9 protein-coding genes are annotated in these 13,321 nt (G+C 68.1%); 2 read left to right on the top strand and 7 right to left on the bottom strand.

Translation table 11 applies throughout. The annotated features are described in order from the left end of the window. Positions 1-10: 10 nt before the first annotated feature. The 4 genes from AC3WTC_RS11105 to nudE are packed head-to-tail and all read right to left on the bottom strand — an operon-like array spanning position 11 to position 2,548. A complete protein-coding gene (locus AC3WTC_RS11105; protein WP_032974968.1) occupies positions 11-337 on the bottom strand; it encodes a YnfA family protein in 327 nt (108 codons plus the stop codon). Further along, entirely contained in the window at positions 334-1,170 is an 837-nt protein-coding gene (gene mazG, locus AC3WTC_RS11100) for a nucleoside triphosphate pyrophosphohydrolase (protein ID WP_492711428.1), read from the bottom strand. Before mazG ends, AC3WTC_RS11105 begins: the two co-directional genes overlap by 4 nt. A 14-nt stretch (positions 1,171-1,184) precedes the next feature. After that, positions 1,185-1,988 carry a 3'(2'),5'-bisphosphate nucleotidase CysQ gene (gene cysQ, locus AC3WTC_RS11095; RefSeq protein WP_492711427.1) on the bottom strand — a complete coding sequence of 268 codons (804 nt, stop codon included), beginning with the start codon at positions 1,986-1,988 and terminating at the stop codon, positions 1,185-1,187. After that, the gene (gene nudE, locus AC3WTC_RS11090; RefSeq protein ID WP_025877762.1) at positions 1,985-2,548 is read right to left on the bottom strand and encodes an ADP compounds hydrolase NudE; all 564 of its coding nucleotides are present in this window, start codon (positions 2,546-2,548) and stop codon (positions 1,985-1,987) included. The genes cysQ and nudE overlap by 4 nt, the downstream gene beginning before the upstream one ends. Positions 2,549-2,625: 77 nt before the next feature. On the opposite strand from nudE, the gene bioA reads away from it, so the two are divergent. Both bioA and AC3WTC_RS11080 read left to right on the top strand, forming a co-directional pair. Continuing rightward, the gene (gene bioA / locus AC3WTC_RS11085; protein ID WP_492711426.1) at positions 2,626-4,017 is read left to right on the top strand and encodes an adenosylmethionine--8-amino-7-oxononanoate transaminase; all 1,392 of its coding nucleotides are present in this window, start codon (positions 2,626-2,628) and stop codon (positions 4,015-4,017) included. Next, entirely contained in the window at positions 4,008-4,745 is a 738-nt protein-coding gene (locus AC3WTC_RS11080) for a 16S rRNA (uracil(1498)-N(3))-methyltransferase (protein ID WP_032974971.1), read from the top strand. Before bioA ends, AC3WTC_RS11080 begins: the two co-directional genes overlap by 10 nt. Positions 4,746-4,842: 97 nt before the next feature. On the opposite strand, the gene AC3WTC_RS11075 is transcribed toward AC3WTC_RS11080, so the two are convergent. Genes AC3WTC_RS11075 through AC3WTC_RS11065 form a run of 3 tightly spaced genes read right to left on the bottom strand, consistent with a single transcriptional unit; the run spans position 4,843 to position 13,305 of the window. Further along, the gene (locus AC3WTC_RS11075; protein ID WP_025877758.1) at positions 4,843-5,307 is read right to left on the bottom strand and encodes a chemotaxis protein CheW; all 465 of its coding nucleotides are present in this window, start codon (positions 5,305-5,307) and stop codon (positions 4,843-4,845) included. After that, on the bottom strand, positions 5,304-6,635 hold the full coding sequence (locus AC3WTC_RS11070) for a chemotaxis protein CheB (protein WP_492711425.1): 1,332 nt from the start codon (positions 6,633-6,635) through the stop codon (positions 5,304-5,306). Before AC3WTC_RS11070 ends, AC3WTC_RS11075 begins: the two co-directional genes overlap by 4 nt. Further along, the gene (locus AC3WTC_RS11065; RefSeq protein ID WP_492711424.1) at positions 6,622-13,305 is read right to left on the bottom strand and encodes an Hpt domain-containing protein; all 6,684 of its coding nucleotides are present in this window, start codon (positions 13,303-13,305) and stop codon (positions 6,622-6,624) included. The genes AC3WTC_RS11070 and AC3WTC_RS11065 overlap by 14 nt, the downstream gene beginning before the upstream one ends. Between the last annotated feature and the right edge of the window lie 16 nt (positions 13,306-13,321).

The raw sequence follows: 13,321 nt of genomic DNA, 5'->3' as shown, positions 1-13,321 counted from the left end.
CCGAGCCGGCTTACCCCGGTTGCCGCGGCCCGAACATGATCACCGCCATGCCGGCCAGGCAAAGCGCAGCCCCCAGCATGTCCCAACGGCTGGGACGGATGCCGTCGACCAGCCACAGCCAGAACAGCGCCGTGCCGATGTACACGCCACCGTACGCTGCGTACACGCGTCCGCTGGCGGTCGGGTGCAGGGTCAGCAGCCAGGCGAACAACGCCAGGCTGGCCGCCGCCGGCAACAGCAGCCAGATACTGCCACCCTTGCGCAGCCACAGCCACGGCAGGTAGCAGCCGATGATCTCGGCCAGCGCGGTCAGCAGGAACAGACCGAGCGTTTTCACGCTTTTTCGGTGGCCTTGGCGTGCTGCCAGAGCGCTTCCTGCGCATCCAGATCGAGTGCGGCCAGCGAATCGCCTTGTGCCTCGGCCTGCGCCTCCATCGAACGGAAGCGACGTTCGAACTTGTGGTTGGCCCCACGCAGCGCGGCACCCAGATCGATGTCCGCATGGCGCGCCAGGTTGGCGCACACGAACAGCAGGTCACCCAGTTCCTCCTGCAGGCGCGCCTTGTTGCGCACGATGTCACCGCGTTCGAACTCTTCGCGCAGTTCCTGCAGTTCCTCGGCCGCCTTGTCCAGTACCGGCAGCGGACCGGGCCAGTCGAACCCCACCTTGGCCGCGCGCGACTGCAGCTTCACCGCCCGCTGCCATTCCGGCAGGCCACGGGAGATCCCGGCCAGCGCCGAGGTGTCCTGATCGCCCTTTGCCGCGCGCTCGGCACGCTTGATCGCGTCCCAGTTGCGCATCACGCCGTCGGCATCGTCGACGCTGACATCGGCAAACACATGCGGGTGCCGCCGCTGCATCTTGTCGCTGATCGCGCGTGCGACCTCGGCGAAGGCAAACGCACCCTGTTCTTCAGCCATGCGCGCATGGAACACGACCTGCAGCAGCAGGTCACCCAGTTCATCGCAGAGGTCGTCGAGGTCGCCCCGATCGATCGCGTCGGCCACTTCGTAGGCTTCTTCGATCGTATAGGGGGCGATGGAGGCGAAGTTCTGTTCCAGGTCCCAGGGACAGCCACCCTGCGGGTCGCGCAGGCGCGCCATGATGGCCAGCAGGCGCTCCAGCTCCGCGCTGGCGTTGCCGGTGGCAGGGGTTTCGTGCGTGCTCATGCGTTTCTCCTGGATCAATCGGACAACCAGTCCCGCCACGGCAGGCTGGTATCGCCCAGCGCCATGAAATCGCCGTTCAACAGCGTCGGCCGACGGTTGTAGCGGAACGGCTTGCCGGTCCCGACCGAGAGCACCGCGCCACCGGCCGCGTGCAGCACGCACTGGCCAGCAGCGGTATCCCATTCGGAGGTCGGGCCCAGCCGCGGATAGACATCCAGTCCGCCTTCGGCGATCCGGCAGAATTTCAGCGAAGAGCCCTGCACCACGGTCTCGATGTCGCCCATGCGGGCCAGCAGGGCATTCGTCTCCGCTGAACGATGCGAGCGGCTGGCGGCAACGCGAAGGGGCGCAGTCGCGGGTGCACGGGTACGCAGCACGGTGTCATGCACACCCTGCCGGCGATACGCCAGCTCGCCTCGCATCGCGTGCCAGACAATGCCGGTGACCGGCGACTGGACCACGCCGAAGGCCGGCGCGCCCTGGTAGATCAGCGCGATGTTGACGCTGAACTCGCCATTGCGCTTGACGAAATCGCGGGTGCCATCAAGCGGGTCGACCAGCCAGTACGCGCCCCAGTGCTGCCGCTGCTCCCAGGGCACCAGCGGCGACTCCTCCGACAGGATCGGCAGGTCCGGTGTCAGCTGGCGCAGCCCCTGCTGGATCACCCGGTCGGCGGCAAGGTCGGCAGCGGTGACCGGGCTGTCGTCGTCCTTGAGTGTCACATCGAAACCGTTGCTGTAGACCTGCATGATCGCCTGCCCGGCTTCCTGGGCGATGGCGATCGCGGTTTCGCGCAGTTCCGTGGTCAGCTTGATCATCGTGCTCCCTGCAGCCACTGGCGGGCGATGAACAGCGCCGCCAGCGAACGCCCTTCGGAAAAGTCCTCGCGCAGCATCAACTGGTCCAGATCGGCCAGCTTCCACGGCACCACTTCCAGTTCCTCCGGCTCGTCGCCGGCCAGCTTCTCCGGATACAGGTCGCGCGCGACCACCAGCCAGGACTGATGGCTCATGTAGGTCGGCGCCAGGGTCATCGCGCGCAGCACGTCGACCCGCCGAGCGCCATAGCCGGCCTCTTCCTTCAGCTCACGGTCGGCGGCCTGCTCCGGCGTTTCGCCGGCATCGATCCGGCCCTTCACCAGGCCAAGCTCGTAGCGGTGCATGCCGGCCGCGTATTCACGTACCAGCAGCACCGTTTCTTCATCCAGCATCGGCACCACCACCACCGCGCCATGGCCACGGCTGACCAGGCGTTCGAAGCGGCGGCGTTCGCCGTTGGAGAACTCCAGGTCCAGGTGCTGGCGCTGGAAGGGCCCGTTCTCCTCGTCGGTGATCCGATGGATGATCGGCAGAGGACGCCTTGCGCGGTCATCGTTCACGCGGAATCTCCGGGGCAGACGGCGCGTGCGCCGAGGCCGATAGAATGTGCAGGCAGCAACATGTTCATGAGCCCGAAATGCTAGCAGACCCAACCCCCTCTCCGCTGGTCCAGCACTGGCGGCAACGCGACCTCAAGGTCCTGTGGCACCCGTGCACGCAGATGCGCGAGCATCCGGACACGTTGCCGCTGGTGCCGATCGCCCGCGGCGAAGGCGCCTGGCTGATCGATCACGACGGCAACCGCTACCTGGATGCGGTCAGCAGCTGGTGGACCAACCTGTTCGGCCATGCCGAGCCGCGCATCGGCGCTGCCATCGCTGCCCAGGCCGGGCAGCTGGAACAGGTGATGCTGGCCGGGTTCGGCCACGAGCCCGCGATCACCCTGGCTGAGCGCCTGTTGGCCCTCGCGCCGCGCCAGCCCGGCCGCGCGCCACTGGCCAAGGTGTTCTACGCCGACAACGGTTCGGCCGGCGTCGAAGTGGCGCTGAAGATGGCCTTCCAGTATTTCCAGAACCGCGGTGAGACCCGGCGCACGCGCTTCGTCTCGCTGGAAAATGGCTACCACGGCGAGACGCTGGGCGCCCTCGCACTGGCCGACATTCCGCTGTACCGCCGGGTCTACGCGCCGCTGCTGGCCGAGGGCCTGTTTGCGCCCTCGCCCGACGCCTACCTGGCCGAACCCGGGCAGAGTGCGGCCGACCGCGCACGCCAGGCCGCCGATGGCCTGGCCACGCTGTTCGACCAGCATCCGGGCGAGATCTGCGCGGTGATCCTGGAGCCACGGCTGCAGTGTGCCGGTGGCATGCGCATGCACGATCCGGCCTATCTGCAGCGCGCGCGTGAACTGTGTGATGCCCATGGAGCGTTCCTGATCGCCGACGAAATCGCCACCGGCTTCGGCCGCACCGGCACGATGTTCGCCTGCGAGCAGGCCGGGGTGATGCCGGACCTGCTGTGCCTGTCCAAGGGCCTGACCGGTGGTTTCCTGCCCTTGGCTGCGGTGCTGGCCACGCAGACGCTGTACGACGCCTTCCTTGATGATTCGCGCGAACGTGCCTTCCTGCATTCGCACAGCTATACCGGCAACCCGCTGGCCTGTGCGGCGGCGCTGGCCACGCTGGACATCTTCGGCGAGGACGATGTGATCGCGCGCAATCGCGGCATCGCCTCGGTGATGGGCACCCTGGCCGCGCCGTTCGCCGACCATCCACACGTGGCCGATGTACGCCAGGCCGGAATGGTGGTGGCCTTCGAACTGACCCGCAACGGTGACAAGCGCACGCCCTTCGATCCGGCGCTGCGGCTGGGGCTGCACGCCTATAAGGCGGCGCTGAAGCGCGGCGTGGTGCTGCGCCCGCTGGGCAACGTGCTGTACTGGATGCCACCGTACTGCGTGGACGATGAACAACTGGAGCTGCTGGCGCATACCACGCTGGCGGCCATCGACGAGGCGATTGCATGCGCGTGACCCGCTGCCCCATCGACCTGGCGCTGCACAGCGGCCAGACCGTGACCCTGCCGGAAGAGACGGCCAACCACCTGGTGCGGGTGATGCGCCTGCGCGAGGGTGATACCTGCGTGCTGTTCAACGGCGATGGCCATGACTACACCGCGACGCTGACCATGGCCGGCAAACGCGAGGTACAGGTACGCATCGACGCGGTGCAGGTGATCGCCAACGAGTCGCCGCTGACCATCACCCTGCTGCAGGGCATTGCACGCGGCGAAAAGATGGACCTGATCCTGCAGAAGGCCACCGAACTGGGGGTGAGTGCCATCGTGCCGGTGAATGCCGAGCGCACCGAAGTGAAGCTGGATGCAGCTCGCGCGGAAAAACGCGTGGCGCACTGGAACAACGTCGTGCAGTCGGCCTGCGGGCAGTCCGGTCGTGCGCGCATTCCGCAGGTAGGACCGCCGCAGTCGCTGGCACAGGCCAGCGCGGCACTGCCCGCCGATACGTTGCGGTTGACCCTGGACCCGCTGGGAGCGCACCGGCTGTCGACACTGCAGGCAGCGCCGGCCGGCGGCGTGGTGATCGCCATCGGCCCGGAAGGTGGCTGGTCGCCGCGTGACCGTGAGCAGCTCGCCGCCGCAGGCTTCCAGGGCCTGCAGTTGGGCCCTCGCATCCTGCGCACGGAAACCGCAGGCCTGGCCGCGATCGCAGCGTTGCAGGCACGGCTGGGTGATCTGGGGTAAGGCTCCGGTCCGGTGGCCGCTGCGCTCGCCGGGCATGGCCCGGCGCTACCGTTCCGGTGGCTGCTGCGCTCGCTGGGCATGGCCCGGCGAATTCCGGTCAGGCCGTCAGCGAATCCAGCGCAGCTTCCAGCGCGTCGAGATTCGGCAACAGCGCGCTCTGTTCGCCCAGCAGCACGCGCATGTGCACGATGTCAGGCAGGTTTTCCTCGGACGCGTCGGCCAGCAGGCCATCGCGCGGTACCGAAATCAGCTGCGGGAAGCTCTGCGTCAACAGCGCGTAGTAGGGGCGCTGCGGGTTGCCGTTGAGGGTCTTGAGCACCACCACCTTGTTGTGGCCGGCCACCGTCTCTTCGCCCAAACCGGAGAGCCGTGCGAACGACACCAGGGGCACCTGCCAGCCGTGCCAGCCGATCTCACCCACCAGCCAGCGCGGCGCGTCGGCTACCGCCTGCACCGGCACCCGCGACATCATCTCGGCCACGGTTGCATTGGGCAGCAGAACCCGTTCGGCACCGGCCGAGATCAGGACGCCACGGATCTCATCATTGCTGGCGTAGCTCATGCGGCATCTCCGTCGTCATCCAGGCCCCAGCGCGCGGCGATCACCTGCGCCAGTTCCTGCGGTTCACCGGCCACCATGCCGGCGGCGACCACCGCCGTCGCCGCAGCCGGGTCGTAGCAGCCTTCGCCCACCTGCCCGGCCACCCAGGCACCGGCGGCGGCGAGGTCCAACGCCGGGCCCACATGGGCCAGATCGGCACCGCTGAGCAGCACCAGCGCGCTGTGCTCGGCCGACAACGCGGCAATCGAGATGCCCTGCGCTTCGCTCTGGAAATACAGGCCATCGGCAGCAGCGTGCACGCCGATGTCATCGGCCAGCACGTGCACTTCGCCAGCGGTGGCGCGCTGGCCGGCTTCGGCCAGCTGCACCGGCAGCGGCGATACGCGCGCCATCTGCTTGACCAGGTTGCCGTAGCGGCCGCCGTCCAGGCGCATGTGCACCAGCACCGGCACGGCCAGCCCGCTGGGCAGTGCAGCGAGCAGGCGACGCAACGCATCGGGACCGCCGATACCGGCCAGTACCAGCAGTGCGCCGGAGCGACTGCCTGCAGGCGCGGCAGCGTCCAGGTCGACCAGTGAAAGATGTCCGGTATCGAATGCAGGTTCCGCCGATTCGGTCGAGGTGGCAGCCGATGCAACTGCCGGCGCGTCGCTGGCCTCGTCAACCAGCGACCAGGCCGTGTGGTCGGTGAATACCGACGGCGCAGCTGCCGGTACCGGCGGCGGTTCCGGTGCGGCTTGCACAGGCGCTGCCGTTTCCGGCAGCACCGGCTGCAGCGCAGCCAGCGCCTGCTCAAGCGCGACGGGCTCGTGCAGGTGTGCCGGCGGCGAATAGAGACCATCAGCCGGCACGTCGTCGGCCCACGAACGGGCCTGTTCCAGGTGCGGCTGCAGCGCGGTTTCCTTCGGCACCGGCGGCGTCGAGGGCAGGCCCGGCTCCAGCTGCAGTGCCGGTTCGTCCTCGGCGCCGGGCGGCAGCACCTGCTGGTGGCCGTGCAGCTTGGCGGCAAGGTGACGGCCCCAGCGCTGCGCTTCCCAACCATCGCGACGCGCGGCCAATTCAGCCTCGTCGAACACCAGGGTCAACCCCGGCGCCGACAGCGCCGGTTCCAGGCGCTCCAGCGCGTCTTCAATGGCCGCTTCCAGCGCGATCACCACGAACTGCGGGCGCGCATCATGCAGCGCCTGCGGTTCCAGCGTCATGGGATCGTCTTCCAGCACGATCTGCACGTCGGCATGGGCCAACGCCTCGCGCAGGCGCTCACGCGCCGCACCCGGGCGGGCCAGCAGGGCTACGGCCGGAACCGGATCGAGGTCACTCACGGACACGGGCAATCCCCAGCAAGTCGTACACGTTACGCATCAGGTCCAGCTCCTGGTACGGCTTGCCCAGGTAGCGCTGCACACCGATTTCGAAGGCGCGCTGGCGGTGCTTGTCGCCGCTGCGCGAGGTGATCATCACGATCGGCACGTCCTTGTAGCGCGGGTCGGCACGCATCGCGGTGGCCAGCTCGTAGCCGTCCATCCGCGGCATTTCGATGTCCAGCAGCATCAGGTCCGGCACGCGCTCTTCCAGCTGTTCCAGGGCTTCGACGCCATCGCGGGCGACGCTCACCTCGAAGTTGTGACGCTCGAGGATGCGGCCGGTGACCTTGCGCATGGTCAGCGAATCGTCCACCACCATCACCAACGGCACCTGCCGTTCCTGGCGGGGTGCGTTGACCAGCACCGGCGCGGTCGGGTTGGCCAGGAAACGACGCACCAGCGGGGCCACGTCCAGGATCACCACCACCCGGCCATCGCCGGTGATGGTGGCGCCGTAGATGCCCGGCACCGAGGCGATCTGCAGGCCCACCGGCTTGACCACGACTTCGCGGTTGCCCAGCACCTGATCGATCGCAACGGCGGCGCGCAGGTCGCCGGCGCGGACCAGCAGCAGCGGCACCTGGGCCTGGCCGTCAGCGCGTGCCGGGGCCTGGCCGACCAGACTGCCGAGGTCGTACAGCGGATAGTCTTCGCCACCGTACCGGTAGCTGCTGTCGGCTGCTTCGAAGCGCTCGTGCGACAGCCGGCCAATACCACTGACCGAGGCGACCGGCACCGCGAAGGTGGTTTCGCCGATCTGCACGAACACCGCCTGGGTGACCGCCAGCGTCTGCGGCAGGCGCAGGGTGAAACGCACGCCCTGGCCACGCACTGACTGGATGTCGACCGAGCCGCCGAGCTGGCGCACTTCGTTGCCGACCACGTCCATGCCGACGCCACGGCCGGCCAGCTGGCTGACCTGGTCGGCGGTGGAGAAGCCCGACGCGAAGATCAGGTTGTCCAGTTCCTGTTCGCTCGGCTGTGCATCGGCAGGCAGCAGGCCGCGGTCGATGGCGCGACGGCGGATCGCTTCACGATCCAGGCCAGCGCCATCATCGGCCACGTCCAGTACGATTTCCGAGCCCTCGCGGTGCAGGCGGATGGCGATTTCGCCTTCTTCCGGCTTGCCGGCGGCACGACGCTGTTCCGGCGCTTCCAGGCCATGGGCAACCGAGTTGCGCAGCATGTGCTCCAGCGGCGCGACCATGCGATCGAGCACGTTGCGGTCGAGTTCGCCGTGGGTGCCTTCCAGGGTCAGGTGAACCTGCTTGCCGGTATCCATGCCGGCCTGGCGGACCACACGGCGCAGGCGCGGCACCAGGCCGTCGAACGGCACCATGCGCGCGCGCATCAGGCCATCCTGCAGTTCCGAACTGACACGCGACTGCTGCTGCAGGAGCGAATCGTACTGGCGCGACAGATCATCCAGCACGCCCTGCAGGCCACCCAGATCGGCGGCCGACTCGTTCAGCGCGCGGCTGAGCTGCTGCAGGGTGGAGAAACGGTCCAGTTCCAGTGGATCGAACTTCTGGTCGGCCTGATCCTGCTCGCGCTGGTAGCGGGCCACGATCTGCGCTTCGGTTTCCAGGTCCAGGCGACGCAGCTGGTCGCGCAGACGCGCATTGGTGCGTTCCAGTTCGCCCATCGCGCCACGGAAGGCGCCGAGCTGCTGTTCCAGGCGCGAACGATAGATCGCCACTTCACCGGCGTGGTTGACCAGGCGGTCGAGCAGGTCGGCGCGCACACGCACCTGTTCCTGCTGCGGACGGGCCAGCGGGTCTTCCTCGCTGGAACCTTCCACCGGCAACGGTGCCGACAACGGGGCATCGACCACGGCCACGGCCGGAGCCGCCTGCGGGGCCTGCTCCGCCACGACGACAGCACTGGCTGCAGCTGCGCTGGCAGCGGCGGTGATGTCGGTGGTGGTGCGTGCTTCAAAGGCGTCGAGCAGATCCTGTGCCGGCTCGACGATGCGATGTTCGCCGGTACGGGTCAGCAGCTGGTGCAGACGGTCGAAACCGCGTTCCAGCAACTGCACATCACGACGTTCGATCTCGGTGCGCCCGCCAGCGACAGCCTCCAGCAGCGATTCGATGCTGTGGCCGAGATCACCGATGGCATTGATGCCCGCCATGCGCGCGCCGCCCTTGAGCGTATGCAGATCGCGCTGCAGGCCGGCCAGGGCTTCGCGATCCTGCGGCGCTTCGCGCAGCTCGCTGATCAGCCCATCGCAATGATCCAGCAGGTCCTTGCCTTCCTCGACGAAGATGTCGACCAGCTCGCGATCATAGATGCTGAAGTCGAGCAGGTCGGCGCTGTCTTCGGATTCGGAGTCGGTCTGGGCTTCTTCGGTCTGGGCTTCGGGCAGGGGCGCATCCGCCGGCACCGCCGCATCGACGCTGTCGAAGGCGACAGGTTCGACCTCGACCGCCGCAGCTTCCGCCGCGACCGGCACCACGATCATGCCGCTGTCCGCCGCGGCAGCCTGGCCCGGAGCATCTTCCAGCTCGAAGAAACGCGAGGGCGAAATGGCGTCCTGCGCCGTCTCCGCGGCCCCGACGTCTTCCACCGTCGCCGGGGACGGCTGGTCGGTGCTCTCTCCTTCACCGACCGCCGCCTCCCCGCCGACGTCCGCATCCTCGGCAAAGGCTTCCGCCTCGCCAGGCGCGAGTTCGCTGGCCTGCAGGCCGAGCACGGGCCATTGCCCGTCTTCGTCCTGGCCCTGCTCCTCGTCGATCACGTGAAGGCCGGCCTCGAGCGCGGCTTCCAGCGTGACCGGGTCTGCGAAGCCCGGCACAGCCATTTCATCCTGCAGGCTGGACAGCTCGCTGTCGAGCGGCAGCGCAGCAGCGTCTTCATCCACCGCCGTTTCAGGTGTGGATGGCAGCGGCGTATTCAGGTCGTTTGCGACATCCAGGACATCCGGATCGCGGTCGTCAACCGGCAGCGCACTGGCATCCAGATACGGCGACAGATCATCCGCCGCAGTCAGCGCGGTGTCTTCCAATGCGGTGTCTTCCGATGTCGCCACCGCCTGCCCAGCTTCAACTTCCGCGGCAACGAGCGTGGAAGCAGCCACTTCCAGCGTCGACTCCGGCGCCGGGCCGTCCGGCATCGACGGCCACCCTGCATCGAAGTAGCGCGACAGATCATCGCTGCCGGTCAATTCGGCGGACTCCAGGCCCGCATCGCTCAACGCGTCCTCGCTGACCTGCAGCGCCTCCAGCACCTCGGCACCGGTGTCGCGTTCGACCTCCGGCTCGCTCTCCACCGCATGCACCGGCGCGACCATGTCGGCGTCGGCGGCATCCGCTTCTGCGACCAGCGGAAGCAGCGGGTCTTCGTCTTCATCCTCGACGTCCAGCCCGGCCATCGGCCAGCGTGCTTCCGGCAGCTCGCCGGCCAGCGCCTGCAGGCGCTGCGCCAGTTCAGCCTGCGGCGCAATCCGCGGCTGCTCGGCCTGCAGCGCGTCCATGGTCGCGTTGATCGCCTGCGCGGTCTCGTCCAGGGCCGCCACGGCGTCATCACCCGGCACCACCTCGGCGGCCAGCGCGCGCTTGATGTACGACTCGGCGCCGCCAGTCACAGCGGTGATTTCCGGCACCTCGGTCATCGCGAAGGCACCGTTCATGGTGTGCACCGCGCGCAGCAACGCATCGCTGACCGGCTGTGGCGCCTGCTGCGCCGAGCGCAACCAGCCCTGCAGCGTGGCCTGGTGGAGTTCCACCTCGGCCTCCAGGATCTCACGCAGCACGCTGTCGATGTTGGCCGGGGTACCCGGCGCTTCAACAGCGCTCTGTGCGGGGGCATCGACATCCGGCACGGCGCTGTCCAGCGGCGCGGCAGCATCGGTCAGCGCTTCGGCCGTCGGCGCGGTGGCGCCCGGCAGCGCAACGTAGAACGTTTCTTCACCTGCACCCACGCGATCGGCGATGGCCTGCATCGCCTGCAGGTCGACGCTGACCCGCTGGCCATCGCGCAGTGCCGCGTTCAACTGCGGCAGTGCCGTGTATGCGTGATCGACCATCGCCAGTACCGCCGGCGTGGGGGCACGGGTGCCATCGAGCACGCGGTTGAGCATGCCCTCGATCTTCCACGCGAACTCACCCAGGGTACGTGCGCCGACCAAGCGGCCACTGCCCTTCAGTGTGTGGAAAATGCGGCGGATCGGCCGTAGCCGGTCCATGTTGTCCGGTTGCATGCGCCATGCCGGCAGCAGCGTGCCGAGATTGCCCAGCTCGTCGTCGAATTCTTCCAGGAACACCTCGCGGATGTCCTGGTCGATGTTCTCGGCATCGTCGTCGAAGCCCGCATCGAACCCGCCCTCGGCCACGGCCGGCGGCACGGTCTCAGTCGGCACGACGGCGGCCGGCATGGCCTGCGGATTGAAGCCAGCGGCGGCGGCATTCAGCTCTGCGAAGAACTGCGCATCGGCCTCGCTGAAGTCGATCGGCGCGATGGTATCCACATCGACCAGCGCCACGGTCGGCACAGCCGCCGATGCCGGCAGGTCTTCGGATGTGGGCAGATCAGCGGCCGGTGCGACGTAGACTGCGGCATCGATCGCGGCGTCGCCGTCAACGCTGGAGTCGAGCCGTTCGGTGATGGCCAGGCCATCGTCGGCCTGCGCCACCGCACCGGCGTCAATGAACTCCAGCGTCGCAGGCGAGGCCTGCTCGTCGTCCAACGACAGCGTTTCCATTGCCTCCAGCGACAACACGTCATCGGCGTTGTGCAGCAGGCTGCTGTCGAAACGGAACACCACATCGTCGCTCAGCGACGTCTGGCCGTCCTGCTCGGCGGCAACCGGATCGAAGGCCGGCGAAATGACCACGTCCAGCGACGCGGCAGACGACGCCTCGTCCAACGACGTCGCCAGCAAGGCGTCATCATTGCCGTCTACGACGCTTGCCTGCGCGCCGCCCTCTTCCGGCACCGGAATCGCGGACAACGTCCAGGCAGCAGCGTCGGACTGTTCGGCGGACACAGGATCGAAACTGACCGGATCGAAGCTGTCGAACGTCGGCGCACGCTCGTCGCTGCGTCCGGCAGCACTCCCTGCCGGCGCGTCGAATCCGCCCAGTTCCCACTGCGGCACTTCCGGCGCGGGGGCGCTGGAGGCAGCGAACAACAGGGGCGGCGGGGTGCCGTGCGGTTCGGCCGACAACGCTGGCGTACCCAGCGATCCGAACATCAGGCCGTTGTCGGCGGGCGTAGCCTCCGGCAGCGGGTCGAAGGTGAAATCGGGCAGCGGCGCCGGCACGTCACCCGGTGCCGGCGCGGAGGCCTGCACGTCGATATCCAGCGGTTCGATCTGCAGCGGCTCGGCTGGCACGACCACAGCTTCGCGCATGACCGGCTGCACGTCTTCGGCAGCGACCACGCCGCGCTCGGGCAGCGGCCAGTAGCGCAGCGCTTCCAGGCTGCTGCGGGTGATGTCGAGGATGTCCTCGCGACCCGGACGGCGGTCACGCAGGGCTTCCAGGTAGTACTCCAAGCTGGCCATGGCGTCGGCCAGGGTGTCCAGCTGGCGACCACTGGGCACCCGCTGACGACCGATCAGTTCGGCTTCGATGTACTGCTGCACGCCACGCAGATAGTCTGCCGCGGTGCCCAGGTCGAGCATGCGCAATGCGCCGGAGACATCGCCGAGCAGGCGCGGCACGTCCTGCAGTTCGGCGTGGTTCCAGCTGGTTTCGATGAAAGCGACGAAATGTTCGCGGGCGGCGGCGAAATTGGCGATCGCCTCGTGCGCCAGCACTTCCACCGTGCGCCGGTTCTCCACCGCGCTCGGATCATCCTGGCCACTGCCACTGGCACCGAGGTGTGCGACCTGGTCATCCAGCGATGCATCGACATAGAGCAGCGCACCGGCGATATCCAGCAGCATGTCTTCGTCGATCTGCTGGCGGCCCTCGACAACCCCGCGCAGCGCGTCGCGCTGCTGCACGACCACGCCCCGCGCAGCGCCCAGGCCGAGCATGCCCAGCGTATCGGCCACCGAACCCAGCTTGGTCACCTGCTCCTGCAGCTGCTGCAGCGACCCGTCGGTACGCAGGTGCAGGTCCAGCGCGTCCTTGACCTGCAGCAGTTCTTCCTTGACCGCGTTGCCAACGGTGTCCAGCAGCTCGCGGTTGCGGCCGCTGAGGCTGCCGCGTGCATGGTCCAGTTCCGCTTCGGTGGCGGTCACCGAATCGGGCGCGAACGCGAACAGCACGCTGTCGTTGATCAGCGCTTCGCCACGGGCGGCGCGGATCTCGTTGAGCAGCGGCTGCAGCACGATCGGGATGTCACGGTGTCCGTTCTGCAGGCGCTCCAGGTAATCGGGCAGCAGCACGCTGCCGCGCATCAGGGTGGCACAGGCCTCGTCGCGCTCGGCGACCTCGCCCTTGCCGACGGCGATGGCGAGCTGTTCCAGCTCCTCGGCCACCATCGCCGGTGCATACAGTTCGACCATGCGCAGCGTGCCCTGCACCTGGTGCAGGTAGCCGGCGCAGATGCGCATGCGGCTGCTGTCGGCCGGATCTTCGGCGAAGTACTCGACCTCGTTGCGCACCAGGCGCAGGGTCTCGTCCAGCTCGGGCTTGACCCAGCCCAGGGCTGCGTGGCTCATCGCATCGCGCAGGCTGCTCATGGATGCGCTCCGGTCG

Source organism: Stenotrophomonas sp. FW305-C-20-S1 (assembly GCF_058783335.1).
This window is presented reverse-complemented; position numbering and strand designations above follow the sequence as displayed.

Excerpts from the sequence above, each read along its gene's own strand:
- mazG (WP_492711428.1), bottom strand. The coding sequence starts at position 1,170 with ATGAGCACGCACGAAACCCCTGCCACCGGCAACGCCAGCGCGGAGCTG.
- cysQ (WP_492711427.1), bottom strand. The coding sequence starts at position 1,988 with ATGATCAAGCTGACCACGGAACTGCGCGAAACCGCGATCGCCATCGCC.
- AC3WTC_RS11080 (WP_032974971.1), top strand. The coding sequence starts at position 4,008 with ATGCGCGTGACCCGCTGCCCCATCGACCTGGCGCTGCACAGCGGCCAG.
- AC3WTC_RS11075 (WP_025877758.1), bottom strand. The coding sequence starts at position 5,307 with ATGAGCTACGCCAGCAATGATGAGATCCGTGGCGTCCTGATCTCGGCC.
- AC3WTC_RS11065 (WP_492711424.1), bottom strand. The coding sequence starts at position 13,305 with ATGAGCAGCCTGCGCGATGCGATGAGCCACGCAGCCCTGGGCTGGGTC.
- bioA (WP_492711426.1), top strand. The coding sequence starts at position 2,626 with ATGCTAGCAGACCCAACCCCCTCTCCGCTGGTCCAGCACTGGCGGCAA.